The organism is Pseudomonas sp. R15(2017), from assembly GCF_002112685.1.
In the GTDB taxonomy this organism is placed as follows: Bacteria; Pseudomonadota; Gammaproteobacteria; order Pseudomonadales; family Pseudomonadaceae; genus Aquipseudomonas; species Aquipseudomonas glycinae.
This window is the reverse complement of sequence record NZ_NEII01000006.1, coordinates 367,116-390,361: the sequence shown is the minus strand read 5'-3', so window position 1 is coordinate 390,361 and position 23,246 is coordinate 367,116. Positions and strand designations below refer to the sequence as shown.

The 23,246-nt window shown below is 60.5% G+C and carries 21 protein-coding genes; 6 read left to right on the top strand and 15 right to left on the bottom strand.

What is annotated here, in order from left to right; all coding sequences use genetic code 11:
- Window positions 1-108: 108 nt before the first annotated feature.
- A complete protein-coding gene (gene ttcA, locus CAF77_RS15295; RefSeq protein WP_011335493.1) occupies window positions 109-933 on the bottom strand; it encodes a tRNA 2-thiocytidine(32) synthetase TtcA in 825 nt (274 codons plus the stop codon).
- Window positions 934-1,222: 289 nt separating this feature from the next.
- Here ttcA and CAF77_RS15290 point away from each other — a divergent pair, with 289 nt between their 5' ends.
- Both CAF77_RS15290 and CAF77_RS15285 read left to right on the top strand, forming a co-directional pair.
- On the top strand, window positions 1,223-1,825 hold the full coding sequence (locus tag CAF77_RS15290) for a Yip1 family protein (RefSeq protein ID WP_007957761.1): 603 nt from the start codon (window positions 1,223-1,225) through the stop codon (window positions 1,823-1,825).
- Between the two features lie 158 nt (window positions 1,826-1,983).
- Entirely contained in the window at window positions 1,984-2,478 is a 495-nt protein-coding gene (locus tag CAF77_RS15285; RefSeq protein ID WP_007957760.1) for a SprT family zinc-dependent metalloprotease, read from the top strand.
- 110 nt (window positions 2,479-2,588) lie between these two features.
- Here the strand turns inward: CAF77_RS15285 and CAF77_RS15280 are convergent, their stop codons facing one another.
- Window positions 2,589-3,770, bottom strand: a complete 1,182-nt coding sequence (locus tag CAF77_RS15280) for a CaiB/BaiF CoA-transferase family protein (protein ID WP_085654902.1) — start codon at window positions 3,768-3,770, stop codon at window positions 2,589-2,591.
- Between the two features lie 145 nt (window positions 3,771-3,915).
- Complete coding sequence (locus tag CAF77_RS15275; RefSeq protein WP_064383574.1) at window positions 3,916-5,250, bottom strand: dicarboxylate/amino acid:cation symporter; 1,335 nt, start codon at window positions 5,248-5,250, stop codon at window positions 3,916-3,918.
- 353 nt (window positions 5,251-5,603) lie between these two features.
- On the opposite strand from CAF77_RS15275, the gene CAF77_RS15270 reads away from it, so the two are divergent.
- Complete coding sequence (locus CAF77_RS15270; protein WP_085654900.1) at window positions 5,604-6,602, top strand: AraC family transcriptional regulator; 999 nt, start codon at window positions 5,604-5,606, stop codon at window positions 6,600-6,602.
- A gap of 234 nt (window positions 6,603-6,836) precedes the next feature.
- Here the strand turns inward: CAF77_RS15270 and CAF77_RS15265 are convergent, their stop codons facing one another.
- The 3 genes from CAF77_RS15265 to CAF77_RS15255 form a co-directional block, all read right to left on the bottom strand.
- Complete coding sequence (locus tag CAF77_RS15265; protein WP_041475405.1) at window positions 6,837-8,183, bottom strand: ATP-binding protein; 1,347 nt, start codon at window positions 8,181-8,183, stop codon at window positions 6,837-6,839.
- Complete coding sequence (locus CAF77_RS15260; RefSeq protein WP_007957754.1) at window positions 8,180-8,857, bottom strand: response regulator transcription factor; 678 nt, start codon at window positions 8,855-8,857, stop codon at window positions 8,180-8,182. The genes CAF77_RS15265 and CAF77_RS15260 overlap by 4 nt, the downstream gene beginning before the upstream one ends.
- Before the next feature lie 104 nt (window positions 8,858-8,961).
- Window positions 8,962-9,567, bottom strand: a complete 606-nt coding sequence (locus tag CAF77_RS15255; RefSeq protein WP_064383578.1) for a hypothetical protein — start codon at window positions 9,565-9,567, stop codon at window positions 8,962-8,964.
- Window positions 9,568-9,709: 142 nt separating this feature from the next.
- Here CAF77_RS15255 and CAF77_RS15250 point away from each other — a divergent pair, with 142 nt between their 5' ends.
- Window positions 9,710-10,501 (top strand): dienelactone hydrolase family protein, encoded by a 792-nt coding sequence (locus tag CAF77_RS15250; RefSeq protein ID WP_064383580.1) that lies wholly within the window; start codon window positions 9,710-9,712, stop codon window positions 10,499-10,501.
- Between the two features lie 167 nt (window positions 10,502-10,668).
- Window positions 10,669-11,394 (top strand): 4'-phosphopantetheinyl transferase, encoded by a 726-nt coding sequence (locus CAF77_RS15245; RefSeq protein ID WP_064384158.1) that lies wholly within the window; start codon window positions 10,669-10,671, stop codon window positions 11,392-11,394.
- Window positions 11,395-11,548: 154 nt separating this feature from the next.
- Here CAF77_RS15245 and CAF77_RS15240 read toward each other — a convergent pair whose 3' ends face one another.
- Together CAF77_RS15240 and CAF77_RS15235 are read right to left on the bottom strand one after the other, a co-directional pair.
- Window positions 11,549-13,159 (bottom strand): ATP-binding protein, encoded by a 1,611-nt coding sequence (locus CAF77_RS15240; RefSeq protein WP_085654898.1) that lies wholly within the window; start codon window positions 13,157-13,159, stop codon window positions 11,549-11,551.
- Entirely contained in the window at window positions 13,156-13,878 is a 723-nt protein-coding gene (locus CAF77_RS15235; RefSeq protein WP_085654895.1) for a response regulator, read from the bottom strand. The genes CAF77_RS15240 and CAF77_RS15235 overlap by 4 nt, the downstream gene beginning before the upstream one ends.
- A gap of 735 nt (window positions 13,879-14,613) precedes the next feature.
- Here CAF77_RS15235 and CAF77_RS15230 point away from each other — a divergent pair.
- Entirely contained in the window at window positions 14,614-17,508 is a 2,895-nt protein-coding gene (locus CAF77_RS15230; protein ID WP_085654893.1) for a ribonucleoside-diphosphate reductase subunit alpha, read from the top strand.
- 216 nt (window positions 17,509-17,724) lie between these two features.
- On the opposite strand, the gene CAF77_RS29520 is transcribed toward CAF77_RS15230, so the two are convergent.
- The 7 genes from CAF77_RS29520 to CAF77_RS15200 all read right to left on the bottom strand — a co-directional run bounded on the left by CAF77_RS29520 (window position 17,725) and on the right by CAF77_RS15200 (window position 23,175).
- On the bottom strand, window positions 17,725-17,853 hold the full coding sequence (locus tag CAF77_RS29520) for a hypothetical protein (RefSeq protein WP_256576157.1): 129 nt from the start codon (window positions 17,851-17,853) through the stop codon (window positions 17,725-17,727).
- Window positions 17,854-18,188: 335 nt separating this feature from the next.
- On the bottom strand, window positions 18,189-19,502 hold the full coding sequence (gene flgE / locus CAF77_RS15225; protein ID WP_064383586.1) for a flagellar hook protein FlgE: 1,314 nt from the start codon (window positions 19,500-19,502) through the stop codon (window positions 18,189-18,191).
- A 30-nt stretch (window positions 19,503-19,532) separates the two neighbouring features.
- Window positions 19,533-20,261: a flagellar hook assembly protein FlgD gene (gene flgD, locus CAF77_RS15220; RefSeq protein ID WP_064383587.1), complete on the bottom strand. Its 729-nt coding sequence runs from the start codon at window positions 20,259-20,261 to the stop codon at window positions 19,533-19,535.
- Between the two features lie 15 nt (window positions 20,262-20,276).
- Window positions 20,277-20,720, bottom strand: coding sequence for a flagellar basal body rod protein FlgC (flgC, locus tag CAF77_RS15215; RefSeq protein WP_007960329.1), 444 nt, complete (start codon window positions 20,718-20,720; stop codon window positions 20,277-20,279).
- Window positions 20,721-20,723: 3 nt separating this feature from the next.
- Window positions 20,724-21,131 (bottom strand): flagellar basal body rod protein FlgB, encoded by a 408-nt coding sequence (gene flgB, locus CAF77_RS15210; RefSeq protein WP_007960328.1) that lies wholly within the window; start codon window positions 21,129-21,131, stop codon window positions 20,724-20,726.
- A gap of 236 nt (window positions 21,132-21,367) precedes the next feature.
- Window positions 21,368-22,195 carry a protein-glutamate O-methyltransferase CheR gene (gene cheR / locus CAF77_RS15205; RefSeq protein WP_007960327.1) on the bottom strand — a complete coding sequence of 276 codons (828 nt, stop codon included), beginning with the start codon at window positions 22,193-22,195 and terminating at the stop codon, window positions 21,368-21,370.
- A gap of 47 nt (window positions 22,196-22,242) precedes the next feature.
- A complete protein-coding gene (locus tag CAF77_RS15200) occupies window positions 22,243-23,175 on the bottom strand; it encodes a chemotaxis protein CheV (RefSeq protein WP_011335509.1) in 933 nt (310 codons plus the stop codon).
- Window positions 23,176-23,246 lie beyond the last annotated feature (71 nt).

The window sequence follows — 23,246 nt, the reverse complement described above, 5'->3', positions numbered from 1 at the left end:
TAAGCTTTGCCGGGTGGCATTCGCCCTCATGAAAAATCAGAGCGAATACCAACCCAATTTAAGGTTGCAGGGTTCCCCTGCAACATAGAATCTCCCACAGTGACGGTGTTACAGGTTCACCACATTGACGAAACGCGAAGCCGCCGTCTCGTCGATCTTCAGGCTGGTGAAGTCAAACAGGTTGCGGTCAGCCAGTTGCGACGGGATCACGTTCTGCAGGCTGCGGAAAATGCTTTCGGTGCGGCCCGGGGTCTTGCGTTCCCAGTCCTGGAGCATTTCCTTGACCACCTGACGTTGCAGATTTTCCTGGGAACCGCAGAGGTTGCACGGGATGATCGGGAATTGCTTGAAGTCCGAGTAGGCCTGGATGTCTTTCTCGTTGCAGTAGGCCAGCGGACGGATCACCACGTTGCGCCCGTCGTCGGCGCGCAGCTTCGGCGGCATGGCCTTGAGACTGCCGTTGAAGAACATGTTGAGGAAGAATGTCTCGACGATGTCGTCGCGATGATGACCGAGGGCCATTTTGGTCGCGCCGATTTCGTCGGCGAAGGTGTACAGCGTGCCGCGACGCAGGCGCGAGCACAGCGAGCAGGTGGTCTTGCCTTCCGGGATCAGTTCCTTGACTACCGAGTAGGTGTCCTTCTCGACGATGTGGTACTCGATGCCCAGCTCTTTCAGGTAGGCCGGCAGCACGTGCTCGGGGAAGCCCGGTTGCTTCTGGTCCATGTTCACGGCGACGATCTCGAACTTGATCGGTGCAACCTTCTGCAGGTGCATCAGCACGTCGAGCATGGTGTAGCTGTCCTTGCCCCCGGACAGGCAGACCATGACCTTGTCGCCGTCTTCGATCATGTTGAAGTCGGTGACGGCTTCGCCGGCCAGGCGGCGCAGGCGCTTTTGCAGTTTGTTCTGGTTGACCGTAAGAGTGCCCATGACGCGAAATCCGTGAGGTGTGACGAAAGGCGGGCATTTTACGCAAAAACACTTGGCTTGTGGCCACAGGTTGTCGCCCCCTCGAATGCCCGTTTGCACAGACCCCGACGCGATTACCCCGAAGTTTTACAGCGCGATTTGCTCTAAGCCCCTACCACCTGTGCGGTTAAGACCTTTCTATACTGCGACATAAGGTCGCACACAATCTGAAGACCTGTATTTGCTCGGCCGCATTGGCCCGTAGGCGCTCCGCTGGGGGGCGATGGCAATAACGAGAGGAGTGACTGGCATGATCCATCACGTAGTGGGACTTTTTACCCACCCCGATCAGGAATGGAAGGAAATCCGTGGCGACCAGGAAGAAAGCATCAGCCACATGTACCTGACGCACACGCTGATTCTGGCGGCGATCCCCGCTGTTTCGGCATTTATCGGCACGACTCAGGTCGGCTGGGTGATCGGCAACCGCGCACCGGTGATGCTCACCGTCGAAAGCGCGTTGTGGATGACGATCATGTCTTACCTGGCGATGCTCGGCGGGGTCGCGGTCATGGGTGCCTTCGTGCACTGGATGGCCCGCACGTATGACGCCAACCCGAGCCTGGCCCGTTGCGTGGCATTTGCCACCTACACCGCGACACCGTTGTTCGTCGGTGGGCTGGCGGCGCTTTATCCGCACATGTGGCTGGGGATGATCGTCGGCACGGCGGCCATCTGCTACACGGTGTACCTGTTGTATGTGGGGCTGCCGACCTTCATGAACATTCCGTCCGACGAGGGGTTCCTGTTTTCCAGCTCGGTGCTGGCGGTGGGTCTGGTGGTGCTGGTCGCCATCATGGCGTTTACCGTGATTGTCTGGGGACTGGGCGTGGGGCCCGTCTACACCAACTGACGACCGATCCAACCCGAGAAGAACAAGATCCGCCAACACAGGCCGCCGCAAGGCGGCCTTCTCATGCCTGGAATAAACGTCGCGACCATTCGGCAGTTTGGCGATACGCAACGCCGAAAGGTTGCGGCATACTCCAAATCTCTGGAGATCCATCAAGCATGCCCGAGCAACTCAATACCCGCGTCGAAGACTGTTTCCAACTCGCTGAATCCTTTTTCAAACGTCCCTTCAAACGCCCCGTGGTGAGCCTCAAGCTGCGCGGGCAAAAAGCCGGGGTCGCGCATCTGCACGAGAACCTGCTGCGCTTCAATCCGCAGCTGTACCGGGAAAACACCGAACATTTCCTCAAGCAGACCGTGGCCCACGAAGTCGCGCACCTGATCGCCCATCAGCTGTTCGGCGATCGCATCCAGCCCCACGGCGAGGAGTGGCAACTGATCATGCGCGGCGTTTACGAATTGCCGCCGGACCGTTGCCATACCTATGAAGTCAAACGCCGCAGCGTGACCCGCTACATCTATAAATGCCCGTGTGCGGATAGCGATTTCCCGTTTTCGGCGCAGCGTCACAGCCTGGTCAGGCAGGGGCGGCGATATTTGTGCCGGCGTTGCCGGAACACATTGGTGTTCAGTGGTGAAATGCGGGTGGAATAAGACCCCATCTCGTTCCCACGCTCTGCGTGGGAATGTATTCCGTGACGCTCTGCGTCACAGTGGACGCGGAGCGTCCATGGCGGCATTCCCACGCAGAGCGTGGGAACGAGCTACAAAACCACTTTCGCGGCACGCAGTTCGGCAATCCGCTCAGGGCTCAACCCCAACTCCGCCAACACCTGATCCGTATGCTGCCCCAGCGCCGCGCCGACATGCCGCGGCGCCGGCAATGCTTCGGAAAACTTCAGCGGACACGCGATCTGCGCCTGCACCGAGCCATCTCCACGCGGCACCTGCGTCACCAGTTCCCGCGCCTGCAATTGCGGATGCTGCACCGCCTCGCCCAGGTTCAACACCGGTTCGACACAGGCATCGATCCCGGCGAACAGCTCGCACAGTTCGGCAAAGTCATGCTTCTCGAACTCGACCTTCAAGTCGTCCTTGAGTGCCCGCTGCTGCTCGGGTTTGGGCGACAAACCCTGCGCCGCCAGTTCCGGCCGGCCCAGCGCCGCACACAATTGCTGCATGAAGGCCGGCTCCAGACTGCCCACCGACATCCAGCGCCCGTCGCGGGAGCGGTAGTAATCGTAGAAGCTGCCGCCATTGAGCATCTGATCTTCCCAGCGCGGCTCCTCGCCGCAGGCCAGATACCCGGCACCGGCCATGGCATTCAGGCTGAATGCACAGTCGGTCATGCTCACGTCCAGATGGGTGCCCTGCCCGGTTTGCTGACGGGAAATCACCGCTGCCAACAGGCCGATCACCCCGTGCAGCGAGCCGCCCGCGACATCCGCCACCTGCATGCCCAACGGCAACGGCCCGCTGTCGGCGCGCCCGGTGTAGCTGGAGAGCCCGGCCAGCGCCAGGTAGTTGATGTCGTGGCCGGCGCGATCCTTGTACGGTCCGGTCTGGCCGTAACCGGTGATCGACACGTAAATCAGCTTCGGATTGATCGCCTTCAGCGTCTCGTAACCCAGCCCCAGGCGCTCCATCACTCCGGGTCGGAATTGCTCCAGCACGATGTCGTAATCCACCAGCAACTGCTTCACCAGCTCCAGCGCCTCGGGCTGCTTGAGGTCCAGGGCCAGGCTGCGCTTGTTGCGATTGAGATAAGCGTGACTGGCCGAGACACCGTGATCGTGGGGCGGCAACACCCGCACCAGGTCGAGACGGGTCGGCGACTCGATGCGCAGCACTTCGGCGCCCATGTCCGCCAGCAGCAGCGAGGCGAACGGCCCCGGCAGCAGGGTCGAGAAATCCAGTATCTTCAGTGAGGCCAACGGTGCAGACATGGGCAATCTCCATCAACGATGCATGCAGCCTAGGCAGCCCTCGGCGATGGGGCAATTACCGGATGCATCAGTTGCGCTGACCGTTGCGCTCAAACAGCAGGCAAGAAAAAACCCGCTGAAGCGGGTTTTTCCATTCAAGCGATGCTTACTTCACATTGCTCGGGGTCGGGCCTTCGGCCACACCCAGGTCATCTTCTTCACGCTCGTCGGAGATACCGCGACCGCCCGAGGCCAGCTCGGATTGCAGCACGTCGGTGTCCAGCTCCTTGACCCACTTGGCCACAACGATGGTGGCAACGGCGTTGCCGACCAGGTTGGTCAGGGCACGGGCTTCGGACATGAAGCGGTCGATACCCAGGATCAGCGCCAGACCGGCCACCGGCAGGTGACCTACCGCCGACAGGGTGGCCGCCAGCACGATGAAGCCCGAACCGGTCACACCGGCTGCGCCTTTGGAGGACAGCAGCAACACCACCAGCAGGGTGATCTGATGAGTGATGTCCATGTGGGTGTCGGTCGCCTGAGCGATGAACACGGCCGCCATGGTCAGGTAGATTGCGGTGCCGTCGAGGTTGAACGAGTAGCCGGTCGGGATCACCAGACCCACCACCGATTTCTTCGCGCCCAGACGCTCCATCTTGATCAGCATGCGTGGCAGTACCGATTCCGAAGAGGAAGTACCCAGTACGATCAGCAGCTCTTCTCGGATGTAGCGGATCATCTTCAGCACGCTGAAGCCGTGCATGCGAGCGATACCGCCGAGCACGATCAGGATGAACGCCAGGCAAGTGATGTAGAAGCAGATCATCAATTGACCCAGCTGCACCAGCGAGCCGACACCGTAGGCACCGATGGTGAACGCCATCGCACCGAAGGCACCGATTGGCGCGAGCTTCATGATCATGTTGATGATGTTGAACATCACGTGGGCGAAGCGATCGATGAAGTCCAGGATCGGCTTGCCGTAGGCACCCAGGCGGTGCAGGGCGAAACCGAAGATCACCGAGAACATCAGCACTTGCAGGATGTCACCGGTGGCGAACGCGCCGACGATGGTGGTCGGGATCACGTTGAGCAGGAAGCCGACAACGCTCTGGTCTGCGCCTTGAGCAACATAGGTCGCGACTTTCGAGGCGTCGAGGGTGCTGACGTCGATGTGCATGCCGTTGCCCGGTTGCACGATGTTGACCACGATCAGGCCGACCAGCAGGGCGATGGTCGAAACGATTTCAAAGTACAGAAGTGCGTAACCGCCGGTCTTGCCGACCGATTTCATGTTCTGCATGCCGGCGATACCGCTGACCACGGTGCAGAAGATGATCGGGGCGATGATCATTTTGATCAGTTTGATGAACCCGTCACCCAGCGGCTTTACGGCCACGCCGAACTGCGGGTAGTAGTGGCCGAGCGCAATACCGATACAGATTGCGACGATCACCTGGAAATACAGGGATTTGTACAGTGGCTGACGAGTCGTCATTGCAAAGTTCCTCAAGAGTCCCGCGCGGCAACATCCATCTGTTGAACGCGACACCTGAATTGCGAACCCTCCTGCACTGGAGGGATTTGTTGTGTCGAACGGCGCTGTTCCGGACCGGCTCGGCGCACGCTTCTGTCGCTCTTATCGCAAACGTCGTGCCACTTTGGTGCAAATCGCTGCAAGCCTTTTGATATCAGGGGATACGGCATTTTCTGTGTCACCGTTCGGTTACTCAAGTGTGGCGGATTTCCGCCAACTCGCCCGACCTCGTCCTACAATTTGGCGGAAATCCGCCTTGTTACCGATCAAAGGCAGCCGCTACCATCGGTCGCCAGAGGAAGGATCTGCCGCTCATGCGCGAACGCACCATCGCCAGTCACTTTGCCCGCGCCGCCCTCGGTGGCGCGCGGCGCTCGGGTTACGACTATTCGGACCTGCTGCAGCAACTGGGCATCAGCCCCGAACTGCTCGACGAGCCGCGCGCGCGGATCGCCCCGGAACAATTCACCCAACTGATCCAGAACCTGTGGCTGGCCCTGGACGACGAATACCTGGGCTTCGGCAACGCGCCGAGCAAACCCGGCAGCTTTGCCATGATGTGCCACGCCATCATCCATTGCCGCAGCCTGGAGAAGGCTCTGCAACGCGGCTTATTGTTTTATAGCCTATTCCCCGAAGCCCCGCGCCTGACCCTGACCCATGAAGACGAATGGGTACGTCTGAGCCTCGACGATGCGCAATTGTGGGATCCGGATCACTTTCTCAGCGAGAGCCTGCTGGTGATCTGGCATCGCCTCGGCAGCTGGCTGATCGGCCAGCGGATTCGTCTGGAACAGGCGAGCTTCAGCTACCCGAAACCGGCGCACGGGGCGGAATACGATCTGCTGTTTTCCTGCCCGCTGGAATTTTCGGCAACGCAAAGCAGCCTGGTGTTTCACAGCCGTTATCTGCACATGCCGCTGTTGCAGGATGAACGCACCCTCAAGCATTTCCTCGAACGCTCCCCCGCCGACCTGCTGTCACGCCCGGACGACGGCAACAGCCTGAGCAGTCGGCTACGGCGCTTGCTCAGCCACGACAGCGCACGCTGGCCGGACCTCGAAGCCGTGGCCGCGCACCTGCACATCAGCCCGCAAACCCTGCGCCGGCATCTGCGCGAGGAAGGCACCAGTTTTCAGGAATTGAAGGATCAGTTGCGCCGGGACATCGCAATTTATCACCTGGGGCGGGCCGATCTGTCGTTGCAACAGATCGCCGAACAGCTCGGGTTTTCCGAGCCGTCGGCGTTTCACCGGGCGTTCAAGAAGTGGACGGGGCTGACGCCGGGGGCGTATCGGGCGCAGGAGCAGTGAGGCCAAAGATCAAAAGCCCCCTCACCCTAACCCTCCCGAAACGTCAGACCGCCCAGAGGGAGAGGGGACTGATTGGGGGATGCTCAATAAATACGCCGACCTGAAAGCTTGCTGTTGAATCCATATTCGATGCAAATCGCTCAGGTCGATCATTTTCTAGAGACACTTCGATCAGTTCCCTCTCCCTCTGGGAGAGGGTTAGGCGGGCGGCGTTCCGATGAGGGCCGATCGTTTTCACACCGCAGGAAAATGAATCCTGAACGCCGCCCCACCCATCGGTGAATCCCCCAGGGTCAACTTGGCGCTGTAGCTCTCGATGATGTCCTTGACCACCGCCAGCCCGATCCCCTGCCCCGGGTGCTGACGGTCCAGGCGTTCGCCGCGTTCGAGAATCCGTGCGCGCTGATCCGGCGGTACGCCGGGGCCGTCGTCTTCGATGCACAGTTCGATTCCGTCCAGACTTTCGCGCACGCTGATGCGCACTTCGCCCAGGCACAGGCGATAGGCGTTTTCCAGCAGGTTGCCCATCATCTCCAGCAAGGCGCCCTGCTCGATCGGCACATAACAGTGCTCCGGCAGATCGAAGGCGACGCGCACGTGTTTGTCGCGGTAGACCTTGTCGAGGGTGTCGCACAGGCTTTGCAGCACCGGGCGCAGGCGCACCTGATGGCGCACCAGACCGCTTTTGCGCAGGCTGGCGCGTTGCAACTGGTAGCCGATCTGCTGGCTCATGCGTTCGATCTGCGTCTGCAGCACCCATGCCTGGTCGCGATCTTCGGGGCGCTGGGCCATGTCTTCGCTTACGCCTTGCAACACCGCCAGCGGGGTTTTCAGGCTGTGGGCCAGATCGTCGAGGGAGTCGCGGTAACGGCTGCGCTGCTGACGTTCGCTGTGCAGCAGGCGGTTGAGGGAGCCGGTCAGGCGCAGCAGTTCGCGCGGGTGTTGTTCGCTGAGGCTTTCGAGGGTTCCGCCTTCGATTTCGTCGAGTTCCTGACTGAGCCGGCGCAAGGCTTTCAGGCCCCAGGTCAGGCCGATCCACAGCAATGCGAGCAGCACCAGCAACGCTGCGCCAAAACCGAGGTAGAGATTTTCCCGCAGCCCTTCGAGGGTGGTTTCGTATTCGCGCACCGGTTGCAGGGCCACGATACTGAAGGCCGCGCTCTTGCCACCAAGCAGTTTGACTTCAACGTCGTAGACGAAGAATTCCTGGCCGTTGGCTTCACGGATCCGCGCGAACTCGTTGCCGAGGCCGTCGTAACGCGGCGTGTAGTTGATCTTCTCTTCCTGGGTGCCCTTCGAGCGCCAGACCAGGTGCCCTTCACGGTCATAGATGTAGCCGAGCAGGCGATTGTCCGTGAGGTTGAAGCGCTCGTCGGGCAACTGTGCCGGCATCATCAGGCGGTTGTTTTCAACCCGCGCGGCGGAGATCAGCGTGGTGACATCGGACGCCAGCCGTTGCTCGATCGAGTCCTGCAGCGCCAGACTGAAAGCGCCCTGCATCGCCGGGAGCAACGCGAGCATGAACAACACCGCCAGGGTGGTGGCGGCGAGCATCAGCCGGACGCGAAGGGAACGGATCAAGTGCAGCGCTCATTGAACAGGTAACCGAGGCCGCGCACGGTGTCGATCGGCTTGAACCCGGCCGGGCCTTCGAGCTTGCGGCGCAAACGGCCGACCAGCACTTCGATCACGTTCGGATCGCGCTCGTCGTCATCCGGGTACAACTGCTCCATCAAGCGATCCTTGGGCACCACTTGCTGGTGATGGCGCATGAGGTATTCGAGAATCCGGTATTCGTAGGCGGTCAGCGCCAGCGGTTGCTCGTCGAGGGTCGCCTGCTTGCGATTCAGATCCAGCAACAGCGGGCCGGCGACGATGGTCGACTGGGTGAAACCGCTGGAGCGGCGCAGCAAGGCATTGAGCCGCGCTTCAAGCTCTTCGAACTGGAACGGCTTGACCACGTAATCGTCGGCGCCAGCGGCCAGGCCTTCGACCTTGTCCTGCCAGTTGCCGCGCGCGGTGAGGATCAGGATCGGAAACGTCTTGCCACCCGAGCGCAGCTGGCGGATCAGGTCAAGCCCACCCATGCCCGGCAGGCCAAGGTCGATCACCGCCAGGTCAAAGTTGAATTGCCCGGTCTGGTACAACGCCTCTTCGGCATTGGCCACGGACTCGACCACGTGACCGCTCTCCGTCAGGCGGGTTTGCAGGTGATGGCGCAACAGCGCTTCATCTTCGACAACCAACAGTTTCATGACGCTCTCCCGGGTAAATCGACAACTCCAAAGGCTTTCGCCTCACATGGCTACGCCGGGTCGCCCCTCGAAGGACGACCCGGCGCGGGCCTGACGCCAATCGCTTAGAAAGCGTAGTTGGCCGACAGGTAAGTCTGGGCGCTGCTGGTCAAGTCCAGCGAGCCTTGCTTGCTGCCGCCGCTCTCTTTCATCTCGGTGCTGGCGTTGCTGCGCAGGTAACGGTAACCGAGTTCGACCGAGGTGTTCTGCGAGACTTGCTGCAGCACACCGAACTGTCCGCCGACCGCGTAACCGATGTCGCTGTCGCGGCTGTAGCCCGGCGAATCCTGGGTCAACTTGGTCAGACCGGCCGTGGCACCGCCGAACAGCTTGGTGCTGCCGCCCACCGGGTAGAACAGATCGTAGCTGCCCAGCAGGTTTTCCTGGCGCAGTTTAATGCCATTGTGCGAGCCCGACACGTTGTCGTAGGTGGCGTAGTAGCGACCCTGGCTGTTTTGCTGACCCAGGCGCAGGCCGTAGGTGTTGTTGCCGTCGATGGCCGCAGTGGCGTCCGGGTGGTCGAGGTTGTCGTTCAGGGCGTTGGATTTTTTGATCTTGTCGCTGGTCTGGCCAAAGGTCAGGCCGGCGAAGTTGCTGGTGGTGTCGGCATGGGCCGCGATACTGGCGCTCATTACGGTAAAAGCCAGCAGCAGTTTATTTAAACGAGTCATGGAGTTTCCTCTTTCACAGTGCTGTTTGGGTATGGCGCAAGGTTACTGCCCCTCCCCTGTACCGCCCCTGAACGCTCTCTGAACCTGGCCTGAATGAAATGAACTAGGCTGTTTTGACCCTTTATTGTCAGGAGACCCGATCATGCGCCTGCTTCTAACCCTCGCCCTCCTTGTCTTCAGCGGCCTCAGCCAGGCTGCGATCAAGACCGAGGAAATCCCCTATCAGAGTGCTGACGGCACGAAGCTGATCGGTTACTACGCCTACGACGACGCGATCAAGGGCCCGCGCCCCGGCGTGGTGGTGGTGCATGAATGGTGGGGACTGAACGACTACGCCAAGCGTCGCGCCCGGGATCTCGCCGGGCTCGGCTACAGCGCGCTGGCCATCGACATGTACGGTGAAGGCAAGAACACCGAGCACCCGAAAGACGCGATGGCCTTCATGCAGGCGGCCACGCAGAACGCCGATGCAGCGAGCAAGCGCTTTCAGGCCGGGCTGGATCTGTTGAAGAAACAGCCGCAGACCGATAAGGATAAAATCGCCGCCATCGGTTACTGCTTCGGCGGTGGCGTGGTGCTGAATGCCGCGCGTCAGGGTGTGCCGCTGGCCGGCGTGGTGAGTTTCCACGGTGCGTTGGCCACCAAGACCCCGGCTGCGCCGGGCAGCGTGAAGGCGAAAATTCTCGTCGAACACGGCGCGTTGGACAGCATGGTCACCCCGGACAACGTCGCGGCGTTCAAGTCGGAAATGGACAAGGCCGGCGCCGACTATCAATTCGTCAGCCTCGACGGTGCCAAGCACGGCTTCAGCAATCCTGACGCGGATCGCCTGAGCCACGGCGATCACGGTGGCCCGGATATCGGCTACAACAAGGCCGCTGATGAAAAATCCTGGTCGGACATGCAGGCGTTCTTCAAGAAAATCTTTGGCTGAACCCCTGTTGCTGATCGTTCCCATGCTCCGCGTGGGAATGCATACAGTGACGCTCTGCGTCACACGGCGAAGGGACGCGGAGCGTCCCGGGCTGAATTCCCACGCAGAGCGTGGGAACGATCATGTCGGCACTATCCAGCCTGAAGACAACCCGGCAAAATGCCGACATGACTGCCAGCCCTTTCCTCCCCGCCTGCTGCACTCCGCTCGATGCCCATTGGCCGCTGCCGAAGGTATTGCCTGACACCGTGCTGTTGAGCACCCATTTCGACCCGTCGCAGCTGCTCGGCGATGACTTCCGCCGCAGCGCCATCGAGCCGCCGCCGAGCATTCAGCGTTCGGTGGCCAAGCGTCAGGCGGAATTTCTTGCCGGGCGGATTTGTGCACGGGCGGCGTTGCAGCAGCTGGAAGGCTCGAGCATTGTTCCGGCGATCGGCGAGGATCGCGCGCCCATTTGGCCGGCGCACATCTGCGGCTCGATCACCCACAGCACCGGCCGTGCAGCGGCGATTGTCGCCAACAGACAGCACTGGCGCGGACTGGGCATGGATCTGGAGAACCTGCTCAACGCCGAACGCGCCGAACGACTGGCCGGAGAGATCCTGACCCCACCGGAATTGCAGCGCATGGCCGCCGGCTCCCGGGATCAGATCGCGTTGTGGGTGACCCTGACCTTTTCGGTGAAAGAAAGCCTGTTCAAGGCGTTGTACCCGATCGTGCAGCAGCGCTTCTACTTCGAGCACGCCGAGGTGCTGGAATGGAATGAACAGGGTCAGGTGCGGCTGCGGCTGCTCACGGATCTGTCCAGCGAATGGCGCAACGGTACGGAGCTTGATGCGCAATTCGGTGTGCAGGACGGGCAGTTGCTGAGTCTGGTCAGCATTCCTGCCTGAAGTTTTTAGCGCCTGTTCGGGCCTCATCGCTGGCAAGCCAGCTCCCACAGGTTCGAAGGTGTACACAAAGTCTGAGTTCATCGCAGGCACTGTGGGAGCTGCGGTGCGACGATTCGACTTGCCAGCGATGAGGCCAGCGAAACCCACACAACCTTCAGCGCCGCTCCTGATTCCTCGGCCAACTCAGACTGAAACACGCGCCGCCCAGACTTTTGCTCTTGCCAATCAACGCCCGGCCGTCGTGCCAGTGGATGATCCGCCGCACGATCGACAGGCCCAGCCCGTGTCCGCCCGAGGCCCGGGTGCGACTGTCGTCCAGACGCAGGAACGGCGTGAAGATTTTCTCCCAGGCGGTTTCCGGCACGCCGGGGCCGTCGTCCTCGACATCCACCCGGCAACGCATCTGCCCGACCTGATAACTGACCGTGACCTTCGAACGCGCATGGCGCATGGCGTTGCTCACCAGATTCTGCAAGGCGCGGTGCAGGTAACGCGGCTCGGCCTCGACCCAGGCATCATCGCAATCCGCCGCCGACAGGCACAGACCGCGTTGCACCGTGACTTCGGCACGCAGAGGCGCCAGCTCTTCGATCACCTGATTGACCAGCGCATCCAGATCGATGCGCTGGAAGGTCAGCGCCGGTGAGCCCTGCTCCAGCCGGGCGTACGTGAGCATTTCGTCGACCAGCTTGTCGAGGTCCTCGATGTCGTGGTCCATGCCCTCGCGGTATTTTTCCAGCGCCTGCGGGGTGGTGGCCGAGCCGATCATCTCCAGCCCGAAACGCAGGCGCGCCACCGGCGTGCGCAGTTCGTGGGACACCGCGCGCACCAGTTCACGCTGAATGGCGAGCAACTGCTGCAAGTGCTCGGCCATGCCGTTGAACGCTGCCGCCAGCTTGCCCACCGAGTCGGCACCCCGGGCCGGCACCCGGGTTTCCAGACTGCCCTTGGCGATGCGCGTGGCCGCCGCTTCGAGCCCGCGCAAACGCCGTTCGAGCTGGCGCACCAATAAATAGACGATCAGGCCGATCAGGGTCAGGCCGAGGGCGGCGATCAAAACCAGCCATTCCGGCGGGTACGGGTTCATCTGATACAGCGGCCCGATTTCCAGTACCCACGGCGTGCCGACCATCCCGGCGAACACCCGGATCGAATCGCCGCCCTTGCCCAGCGCCATCACCGTATCGCCTTCGGATACCCGACGGCTCTGGTCTTCGTCCATGTCGGCATCGCTGACCGTAACCAGTCGCAAATCGAAACCGAAGCCTTTGTCCTCCTTCAATTGCGCCAGCCGTTTGGGCTGCTCGCCCACCGACACCCGCACCAGCTCATCGGCCAACAGGTAAATGGTCGCCCGGGCCAGTTGCTCGCTGATTTGCTGGACCTCGCCCACCAGCACGAGCTGCTCCTTGTCGCTGACCATCCGGTAGACCTTGGCCGCATGCGGCCCGGTCTGCTCCACCAGGGCCTGGCCGCGCTGCACGCGAGTGCGCTGGGTCAGGTCGAGATCGGTCTGAGCAAAGGTTTTCAGCGCCAGCGGGATCCCGAGCAGCCGCTCCCACACCAGCAAGGCGCGATGGCGCTCGGTCTCGTTCATCGGTTGCAGGTTGTCGGCCATCAGCGAAAACGTGCCGTGGGCCAGACGCTCGCGGTATTGCTCGCTGCGCACCTGGTTGAGCAGGTGCAGCGCCAGCACGCCGAGCACCGCCACCAGAATCAGCGCCGCGCACATGCCGCCATAGATGCGCAGGAAGATCGAATTCACAGCGGCAGTTCTACGCAGGCTTCCGGCACGAACAGGTAGCCTTTGCTGCGCACGGTCTTGATCAGGCGCGGGTGATCGGGGTCGTCGCCGATTTTCGGGCGGATGCGCGAGATGCGCACATCGATCGAGCGGTCCTGGCCGTCGTAACCGATGCCACGCAACGCGGTGAAGATTTCTTCCCGGGACAGGATCCGTCCGGCGTTGGACACCAGCAGCCAGAGCAGATCGAATTCGGCACTGGTCAACTCGATACCGCTGTCACTGAGCCACGCTTCGCGCAAGGCGTTGTCCACCACCAGCGGGCCGAATTGCAGCCGACGCGGATTGCCCGCTGCCGGCTCCGGTGTGTCACTGCGTCGCAGCAGCGCCTGGATACGCGCCAGCAGCAGCCGCGGGCGCACCGGTTTGCAGACGTAGTCGTCGGCACCGAGGTCGAGGCCGAGGATCTGGTCGGCATCATCGGTGCGCGCGGTGAGCATCAGGATCGGCCCGTCGTAGCGGTCGCGCACCTTGCGGCAAATACTCAGGCCGTCTTCGCCGGGGAGCATCAGGTCGAGGATCACCAGATCCGGCTGTTCCTTGATGATCCGCGCCGCCGCCAGCGCGCCGTTGCCTTCGATCTCCACGCGCAATCCGTTGGCTTGCAGGTATTCACGGGTCAGTTCGGCCAGACGCTGGTCGTCCTCGACTATCAATACCTGCCAGGCTTCTTGCTCCACGGGTGACCTCTGCTTGCCGATGCTGCCTATAAAGGAAGGATCCTCCCGTCTTTTTGTCATCTTTAAGGAGGATAAGAATGCGTGCGCATGGGCCGATTGTATAAACGGCGTACAGCCAGAACACAAGTCGGTAAATGCGTTCGGACAAGGCGGACTTTTGTGATAGGGTTCGCGCCCTTAAAAATCCGCTGAAGCGTTTTTCCCGACTGAAAAACAGTGACAAACGGTCTAGCTCAGCAGGTTAGCGGCCTACACGGGAATTCCTGGTTTCTTACACAATTTACGCACAGGTTTATCCACAGCTCGTACGTTGCAAGCCCCCTCGAAACGCATTATCTTGTAGCACGGCGCAAAGAGACCCCCTACATATAGGGTTTTCCGCTCTAAAGCCCAACCACATTTCAGACCTGAAACTCAAGTGCTTTATTGCCGGTTTCCGGTTGAACCAAGCAAGTTTTTCAAAGCCCAAACCGCACTTGCGGATGGCACCGTTTTTCAGGTTGGCAACGACCGGAACGGTACGGGTGTTGCAGTCGTTACTGTCACCCTGGAAGTAACCCGGCTCGAGCCTTGGCTCGCGGCCGAAAACTTCGGCAAGGATGCGGCGTCATTAGCCTTTTTCCTACTGATCCGAAGTTGTTATGCCCGACGCCCGTCGGTTGTAGTGCTTCGGACCAGAACGGTGAGCACCATGATGGTGCCCAAACAAACATAGAGAATGTGGAGATCACCCCCATGCAAACCGACACAACTCGCGAGAACCCGCAGGGCACCTTGCCGCAGGCCGCCGATTCGAATTCGGATCTGGCTGCCACCGCGCCTGGTCAACTGCGCGTGATCAAGCGTAATGGCACTGTCGTTCCTTACACCGATGACAAGATCACCGTCGCTATCACCAAAGCGTTTCTCGCAGTTGAGGGCGGCACCGCTGCCGCTTCGTCGCGAATCCACGACACCGTTGCCCGCCTGACCGAACAGGTCACCGCGACCTTCAAGCGTCGCATGCCATCGGGCGGCACCATCCACATCGAAGAAATCCAGGACCAGGTCGAACTGGCCCTGATGCGTGCCGGCGAGCAGAAAGTGGCTCGCGACTACGTGATCTATCGCGATGCCCGCTCCAAGGAGCGCGCCACCCGCACCACCGCCGAAGCTCCGGTACAGGCGCATCCGTCGATCCGCATCACCCGCGCCGACGGCAGCCTCGCGCCGCTGGACATGGGCCGCCTGAACACCATCGTCACCGAAGCCTGCGAAGGCCTGGCCGAAGTCGACGGCGACCTGATCCAGCGCGAAACCCTGAAGAACCTGTACGACGGCGTGGCCCTGAACGACGTCAACACCGCTCTGGTAATGACCGCCCGTACCCTGGTCGAGCGCGAGCCGAACTACTCGTTCGTGACCGCCCGCCTGCTGATGGACACCCTGCGTGCCGAAGGCCTGGGCTTCCTGGGCGTGGCCGAGAGCGCCACTCACCACGAAATGGCCGACCTGTACGCCAAGGCCCTGCCGGCCTACGTGGCCAAAGGTATCGAGTTCGAACTGCTGAACCCTGTGCTGGCCTCCTTCGACCTGGAAAAACTGGGCAAGGCGATCAACCACGAGCGCGACCAGCAATTCACCTACCTCGGCCTGCAGACCCTGTACGACCGTTACTTCATCCACAAGGATGGCGTGCGTTTCGAACTGCCGCAGATCTTCTTCATGCGCGTGGCCATGGGCCTGGCCATCGAAGAGAAGCAGAAAGAAGACCGTGCGATCGAGTTCTACAACCTGCTGTCCTCGTTCGACTACATGGCTTCGACTCCGACGCTGTTCAACGCCGGTACCCTGCGTCCTCAACTGTCGAGCTGCTACCTGACCACCGTGCCGGATGACCTGTCGGGCATCTACCACGCGATCCACGACAACGCCATGCTGTCGAAATTCGCCGGTGGCCTGGGCAACGACTGGACCCCGGTTCGTGCGCTGGGTTCGTACATCAAGGGCACCAACGGCAAGTCGCAAGGCGTGGTTCCGTTCCTGAAAGTAGTGAACGACACCGCCGTCGCCGTTAACCAGGGTGGCAAGCGCAAAGGCGCTGTGTGTGCCTACCTGGAAACCTGGCACATGGACATCGAAGAGTTCATCGAGCTGCGCAAGAACACCGGTGATGACCGTCGTCGTACCCACGACATGAACACCGCCAACTGGATTCCTGACCTGTTCATGAAGCGCGTCTTCGATGACGGCAAGTGGACCCTGTTCTCGCCATCCGAAGTTCCGGACCTGCACGACCTGACCGGCAAGGCCTTCGAAGAGCGCTACGAGTACTACGAAGCCCTGACCGAATACCCGGGCAAGATCAAGCTGTTCAAGACCATCCAGGCCAAAGACCTGTGGCGCAAGATGCTGTCGATGCTGTTCGAAACCGGCCACCCATGGCTGACTTTCAAGGATCCGTGCAACCTGCGTAGCCCGCAGCAGCATGTCGGCGTTGTTCACAGCTCGAACCTGTGCACCGAGATCACCTTGAACACCAACAAGGACGAGATCGCGGTCTGCAACCTGGGCTCGATCAACCTGCCGAACCACATCGTCGACGGCAAGTTGGACACCGCCAAGCTCAAGCGCACCATCGACGTCGCCGTGCGCATGCTCGACAACGTGATCGACATCAACTACTACTCGGTACCGCAGGCGAAGAACTCCAACTTCCGCCACCGTCCGGTCGGTCTGGGCATCATGGGCTTCCAGGACGCGCTGTACCTGCAGCACATCCCTTACGGTTCCGACGCTGCCGTCGAGTTCGCCGACAAGTCGATGGAAGCGGTCAGCTACTACGCAATCCAGGCGTCCTGCGACCTGGCCGACGAGCGCGGCTCGTACGAGACCTTCAAGGGTTCGCTGTGGTCCAAAGGCGTACTGCCACTGGACTCGCAACAGATCCTGATCGAAGCACGTGGCCAGAAGTACATCGACGTCGACCTGACCGAGTCCCTGGACTGGGCACCGGTTCGCGCCCGTGTACAGAAAGGCATCCGTAACTCGAACATCATGGCCATCGCACCGACCGCGACCATCGCCAACATCACCGGCGTATCGCAGTCGATCGAACCGACCTACCAGAACCTCTACGTGAAATCGAACCTGTCGGGCGAATTCACCGTGATCAACCCGTACCTGGTTCGCGACCTGAAGGCTCGCGGTCTGTGGGATTCGGTCATGATCAACGACCTGAAGTACTACGACGGTTCGGTTCAGCAGATCGAGCGCATCCCGCAAGAACTCAAAGAGCTCTACGCGACCGCGTTCGAAGTGGACACCAAGTGGATCGTTGACGCCGCCAGCCGTCGTCAGAAGTGGATCGACCAGGCCCAGTCGCTGAACCTGTACATCGCTGGTGCATCGGGCAAGAAACTGGACGTGACCTACCGCATGGCCTGGTACCGTGGCCTGAAAACCACCTACTACCTCCGTGCCCTGGCCGCGACCAGCACCGAGAAGTCGACCATCAACACCGGCAAGCTGAACGCTGTATCCAGCGGCGGCAACCACGGCGACGACTCGGTCCTGGCAGCCCCTGCCGGCCCGGCTCCAGTACCGAAGGCTTGCGCCATCGACGAGCCGGATTGCGAAGCTTGCCAATAAGCTGAGCTGAATAAGGCGTTGCGAAACGCCTGATCCGAGAAACCCCCGATAGACTTCTGGTTTGTCGGGGGTTTTCTTTTGCCCGCGCAAAAAGCAAAAGCAAAAGCCCCCTCACCCTAGCCCTCCCGAAACGTCGGACCGCCCAGAGGGAGAGGGAACTGACCGAGGTGTTTGGGGGAGGTACGCCGACGTGAAAGACCGAGCTGAACTCAAGCCTTAAAAAGCAAACATCCCGCGCCTGCCTTTGCCTTTGCCTTTGCCTTTGCCTTTGCCTTTGCCTTTGCCTTTGCCTTTGCCTCCACCACTCAACACGATGAGCGTTAGCTCGAGTACCGCTTTTGACATGCCGGCCCCATCGGAAGGCTGAGTGGAGGGATTTATCCGGGGGTGGGAGCGCAGCGACCGTGCGGCGCAGCCGCATGCATCGAGAGGAGGTGCAGCGAAGCAAACCGTAGGCGATGCCCCCGGATGAATCCCGTAACGAAGGAACACCGAGCCAAAGCGAGGTGCCGAACGCCGGGGCCCAGCGTTTTGGTTCCTTTTGGGCGTTTGCAAAAGGGACTCGCCGTAAGGGCGAAACCGCCAGCGGCAACACCCGCAGAAACGGATAAACACTCCAAACCGCAGCCAAAAAAAAGCCCCTCAAAAAGAGGGGCTCCCGTACAAAACCAAACCCAGAATCAGGTCATCTGAATAATGGTCTGCATAATGGTGCTCTGAGTCGAAATGGTCTTGGCATTCGCCTGATAGTTACTCTGCCCCTTGATCAGGTCCACCAGCTCATTGGTCAGGTTAACGTTGGACTCTTCCAGCGAGTTCGAAACAACCGAACCCAGCGTACCGGTTTCCGGTGCATCGTAGCCCGGGATACCCGAAGCGAAGGTTTCTTTCCAGCTGGTACCACCGATCGGCTGCAAGCCCTGCTCGTTGGTGAAGCTGGCCAGCGCAACCTGGCCGATAGCCTTACTCTGGTTGTTGCTGAAGTTGGCGAACAGCGTACCGGTACCGTCGATCGTCAGGTTGGTGATCTGGCCAGTGGCATAACCATCCTGCGTCGGGATCGAACGCGCGGTGTCAGCGTTGTATTGAGTGGTCTTGGCCATCGAAATGGTAATGCCGGCCGGGTTAGCCGAAGCACCGTTGGCCGTCCACACACCGTTGGTGACAGTGCCCGGTACCCAGCCAGTGAGCTTCAGGTCGCTGCTGATCACGGCAGGCGGAGTGCTGACCTGAGTCAGCTTGCCAGTGGAGTCAAAGGTCATGGTCGACGCGACAGGCGCAGTGACTTTCGGATCGCTGCCGGTAGCATCCGGGTTGCGACCGTCCACCAGGGTGTAGACCTTCCAGGTGTTGGCGCCGGTCTTCACCATGTACTGATCCATGACATGGGAGTTGCCCTGGCTGTCATAGATCGGAGTGCTGAACGACTTGGTGTAGGTCGCGAGGTTGGTCGGGTCGAACTTGCCGGCCACTGCTGTGTCGTCGATCACCGGAGCCGTCGAGTTCAGGTTGATGGTCGAGGTCACCAGCGAGGTGGACTTCGGCGCCAGGTTCGAGGTGTCGATCTTCAGATCGGTCAACACGCCGTTGATGATCTTGCCGTTGGAATCCACACCGTAGCCTTGCAGACGCGAGGTGTAGTCGGTGTTGGTAATGAAGCCGTCCTTGTCGACCTTGAACGTACCGGCACGGGTGTAGGAGATCGAACCGTTGTTGCTCAGGGTGAAGAAGCCCGAACCGTTGATCCCCATATCCAGCACGTTGCCAGTGTTGTTGATGTCGCCTTGGGTGAACTGCTGGGAAACGTTGGCCAGACGCACGCCGTTACCAATGACCTTGCTGCCGCTGCCCAGGCGAGTCGCCGAGTAGACGTCTTCGAATTCTGCACGGGACGATTTGAAACCGGCGGTCGCAACGTTGGCGATGTTGTTGCCGGTCACGTCCAGTTGCTTGTTGGCTGCATAGAGACCGCTAAGGCCGATATTGAAAGACATATTCCACTCCTTTGTGCCGGTTAGTCGGCTCTATATACCAATGGTTTGTACTTTGGACAGGGCGACCGTGCCCTTGCCGGACAGGTTGAGCATCAGCTCGCCGCCGGTCTGGCTGATCGTCACGCTGGTGACCGTGGCGGGCAGGTAGGTCGCCAGGTCGGTCGCGGTGCCGTTGATCGAGGCGTTGGCCTTGACGGTGTAGGTACCGGTTTTCACCAGGTTGCCGTCCTTGTCCTTGCCGTCCCAGGTGAAGCTCGCATTGCCGGCGGCGCGGCTGCCCAGGTCAATGGTGCGAATGGCGGTGCCGCTGCTGTCGGTGATGGTGACAGTACCGCCGGCAATCGACGACGGAACGGTGACCGAACCGGTCATGCCTTTGCTCGGATCGTCCAGCTGAACCGTATTGGTCTGCACAATCACATTGCGACCCACCAACGACGACGCCTGCAACGCTTGCGACGAGTTGTAGTTGCCGGCCAGCGAACTGACGGTGCTGTTGAGGGTGGTGATCCCCTCGAGGCTGCTGAACTGCGCCAACTGGGCAACGAATGCGCTGTTGTCCTGCGGGTCCAGCGGGTTCTGGTTCTTCAGCTGGGTCACCAGCAGTTGCAGGAACGCGTCCTTGCCCAGGGCCTGGCCGCCGGTCGAGCTGTTGGTGGCCGAAGCGATGCCGCCGGTGGTGGTGCTACTGGTCTTCTTCGAAGAGTTGGCCAGTATGTCGTTCATCGTCAGGCTGCTGGTGGTATCGGTAACACTCATGGCAGTCGCCCCTTATCACTGACCGAGGGTCAGTACCTTCTGCATCATGGTCTTGGCGGTGTTCATCATTTCGGCGTTGGTCTGGAACGACCGGCTCGCGGAAATCATGTCAGCCATTTCTTCCACCACGTTGACGTTCGGGTAGTAGACGTAGCCCTTGGCGTCGGCCGCCGGATGATTCGGCTCGTAGCGCGCTTCGAGGTTGCTCTGGTCTTCGACCACACCCATGACCTGCACGCCCTGACCGGCTGCGTCCTGGTTCTGGAACAGCGAATTGCTGCCGCCGCTCTGGCCGCCCTGGAACATGGTGGCGAACACCGGGTGACGGGCACGATAAGTCTGGTCGATGCTCGACGAGACGGTCTCGGCGTTGGCGATGTTCGAGGCCACGGTGTTGAGACGGGTGGTCTGGGCGCTCATGCCGCTGCCGGCAATGTTGAAAACGCTGGACAGGGACATGGATTACTCTCCGCGCAGGGCTGACACCAGCCCTTTGAATTTGCTGTTGAGCAGGGTGAAGCTGGCCTGGAAGCCGACCGCGTTTTCCGCGTAGTTCGACTGTTCCAGTTGGGCATCCACGGTGTTCTGGTCGATCGACGGCTGCATCGGCGTGCGATACATCAGCGACTCGTCGCCATTGCCCAGGCCTTCAGCTTCGATGTGACGGCTGTTGGTCATGTTCAGGGCGATGGTGCCGTTGGCGTTCTTCTGGCTCTGTGCTTCGAGCACTTTGGAGAACTCCAGATCCCGCGCCTTGTAATTCGGGGTGTCGGCGTTGGCGATGTTGTTGGCCAGCACTTCGGCACGCTGGGCGCGGAAGCCCAAAGCCTTTTCGTGAATGCCGAGCGCTTTATCGAAGCTGATGCTCATGTCGGGAACCTTCAGGTGACCGGATTTTTCGTAACAGGGGTATAGCAAGCGGCGTGCCAGTTTTAGAAAGCCCCGGATTACGGGGCTTTGCACGGAACCGGCAACGCGGCGATGCCAGAAAAGCGGCAACCGGTTTCCGCCGGATGCCGCTTTTCTGCCGCCTGCCACCGGCAAAACCTTCAGGCATGAAAAAACGGGAGCCCCTGAGGACTCCCGTTTCTTGTGTCGCCGGTGTTTCACTTCGCCTGGTAGATGATCCCCGGGCTGCACTGAACCATCTGGTAATGATCCGGCAGACCGTTCAGCGCTTCCGAAGCGCCAAGGAACAGATATCCGCCCGGCTTCAGCGTGCTGTGGATGCGCAACAGGATGTCTTTCTTCACCTCGGCGGAGAAGTAGATCAGCACGTTGCGGCAGAACACGATGTCGAACTTGCCAAGGCTTGCGTAGCTGTCGAGCAGGTTGAACGAGCGGAACTCCACCCGGTTCTTGATCGGCGCCTTGATCACCCAGCGCCCCGGCCCTTTCGGGTCGAAGTAACGCTGCAGACGATCGGCGGACAAGCCACGGCCAATCGCCAGGCTGTCGTACTCGCCGGTCTTGCAGTTGGTCAGCATGCTGCCGGACAGATCAGTGGCGACGATCTGCACGCCCATCTTCAACTGGCCGATGTTGGTCCGCTCGAACTCGTCGATCGACATCGACAGTGAATAGGGTTCCTGACCCGACGAGCAGGCCGCCGACCAGATCCGCAGACGCTGATTGGGAGCGGCCTTGATCGCTTCGGGCAGCACCTTGTTCTTCAAGACTTCAAACGGATAGGTGTCGCGAAACCACAGGGTTTCGTTGGTCGTCATGGCATCGACCACCTGCTCGCGCAAACCGCTGCGCGGCTGGGTCTGGATGCGCTGTACCAGCTCACCCAGGGACTTGATGCCTTGCTGCTCCATCAGTTTGTTGAGACGGCTCGACACCAGATATTGCTTGTTTTCACCGAGCAAAATGCCACAGGCTTTTTCCAGGAAGACCCGGAACTGTTCGAAATCCAAATTACCCGTAGACAAATGATGCCGCCTCTTAAATCGTGTTGAACGCCGAGGGCAGAAGGCCCTTAGCTGATATCTGCTGCTTTGATCCGGTCGACTACCCGGGATGCCAGGTCATCAGGACGGAACTTGGCCAGGAAGTCATCGGCACCGACTTTCTTGACCATCGCCTGATTGAACACACCCGACAACGAAGTATGCAGGATGATATGAAGCTTTTGCATGCGAGGGTCGCTGCGGATCTCGGCCGTCAGGGTATACCCGTCCATCTCCGGCATTTCGATGTCGGAGATCATCATCAGGAACTCTTCTTCCGGCTTCTTGCCCTCGTCGACCAGCTTGCGCAGGTAATCCAGCGCCTGCCTGCCGTCGTTCAACGCCACCACCTCGACGCCTACCGTCTGCAGGCAACGCGTCACCTGCTTGCGCGCCACCGACGAGTCATCGACCGTCAGCACCCGCAGCGACAACGCCTTGCTCTGGGTCTCGACATCCACCACGCCGACCGAAATCGCTTCCGGCGTCGGCGCGACTTCCGCCAGCACCTTCTCGACGTCGATGATTTCGACTAACTGATTGTCGACCCGAGTCACAGCGGTCAGGTAATGATCGCGTCCGGTACCCTTGGGCGGCGGATGAATCTCTTCCCAGTTCATGTTCACGATACGTTCCACCGAGCGCACCAGGAAACCCTGGGTCTTGGTGTTGTATTCCGTGATGATCACGAACGGACTGTTCTTGTCTTTCAAAGCACCGGAGCCGGTCGCCATCGCCAGATCAAGGATCGGAATGGTCGCCCCCCGGATATTCGCCACCCCGCACACGACAGGACTGGACTTGGGCATCAGCGTCAGTTGCGGGCACTGCAGCACTTCCCGAACCTTGAACACGTTGATCCCGTAGAGCTGCTGGCCGTCGAGACGGAACAACAACAGCTCCAGGCGATTCTGCCCCACCAGTTGCGTGCGCTGGTTCACCGAATCCATTACACCAGCCATGCCCAGACTCCTACACCAACGCCAAGTGTTGTTGCGACGCACATTCATTGCTAAACGGCACGGCGCTTGCT

Excerpts from the sequence above, each read along its gene's own strand:
- CAF77_RS15285 (WP_007957760.1), top strand. The coding sequence starts at position 1,984 with ATGCCCGAGCAACTCAATACCCGCGTCGAAGACTGTTTCCAACTCGCT.
- CAF77_RS15230 (WP_085654893.1), top strand. The coding sequence starts at position 14,614 with ATGCAAACCGACACAACTCGCGAGAACCCGCAGGGCACCTTGCCGCAG.
- CAF77_RS15275 (WP_064383574.1), bottom strand. The coding sequence starts at position 5,250 with ATGACGACTCGTCAGCCACTGTACAAATCCCTGTATTTCCAGGTGATC.
- ttcA (WP_011335493.1), bottom strand. The coding sequence starts at position 933 with ATGGGCACTCTTACGGTCAACCAGAACAAACTGCAAAAGCGCCTGCGC.
- flgC (WP_007960329.1), bottom strand. The coding sequence starts at position 20,720 with ATGTCCCTGTCCAGCGTTTTCAACATTGCCGGCAGCGGCATGAGCGCC.
- CAF77_RS15245 (WP_064384158.1), top strand. The coding sequence starts at position 10,669 with ATGACTGCCAGCCCTTTCCTCCCCGCCTGCTGCACTCCGCTCGATGCC.
- CAF77_RS29520 (WP_256576157.1), bottom strand. The coding sequence starts at position 17,853 with ATGTCAAAAGCGGTACTCGAGCTAACGCTCATCGTGTTGAGTGGTGGA.
- flgE (WP_064383586.1), bottom strand. The coding sequence starts at position 19,502 with ATGTCTTTCAATATCGGCCTTAGCGGTCTCTATGCAGCCAACAAGCAA.
- CAF77_RS15255 (WP_064383578.1), bottom strand. The coding sequence starts at position 9,567 with ATGACTCGTTTAAATAAACTGCTGCTGGCTTTTACCGTAATGAGCGCC.
- CAF77_RS15270 (WP_085654900.1), top strand. The coding sequence starts at position 5,604 with ATGCGCGAACGCACCATCGCCAGTCACTTTGCCCGCGCCGCCCTCGGT.
- flgB (WP_007960328.1), bottom strand. The coding sequence starts at position 21,131 with ATGAGCATCAGCTTCGATAAAGCGCTCGGCATTCACGAAAAGGCTTTG.
- CAF77_RS15280 (WP_085654902.1), bottom strand. The coding sequence starts at position 3,770 with ATGTCTGCACCGTTGGCCTCACTGAAGATACTGGATTTCTCGACCCTG.
- CAF77_RS15260 (WP_007957754.1), bottom strand. The coding sequence starts at position 8,857 with ATGAAACTGTTGGTTGTCGAAGATGAAGCGCTGTTGCGCCATCACCTG.
- flgD (WP_064383587.1), bottom strand. The coding sequence starts at position 20,261 with ATGAGTGTTACCGATACCACCAGCAGCCTGACGATGAACGACATACTG.
- CAF77_RS15290 (WP_007957761.1), top strand. The coding sequence starts at position 1,223 with ATGATCCATCACGTAGTGGGACTTTTTACCCACCCCGATCAGGAATGG.
- CAF77_RS15250 (WP_064383580.1), top strand. The coding sequence starts at position 9,710 with ATGCGCCTGCTTCTAACCCTCGCCCTCCTTGTCTTCAGCGGCCTCAGC.
- CAF77_RS15200 (WP_011335509.1), bottom strand. The coding sequence starts at position 23,175 with ATGGCTGGTGTAATGGATTCGGTGAACCAGCGCACGCAACTGGTGGGG.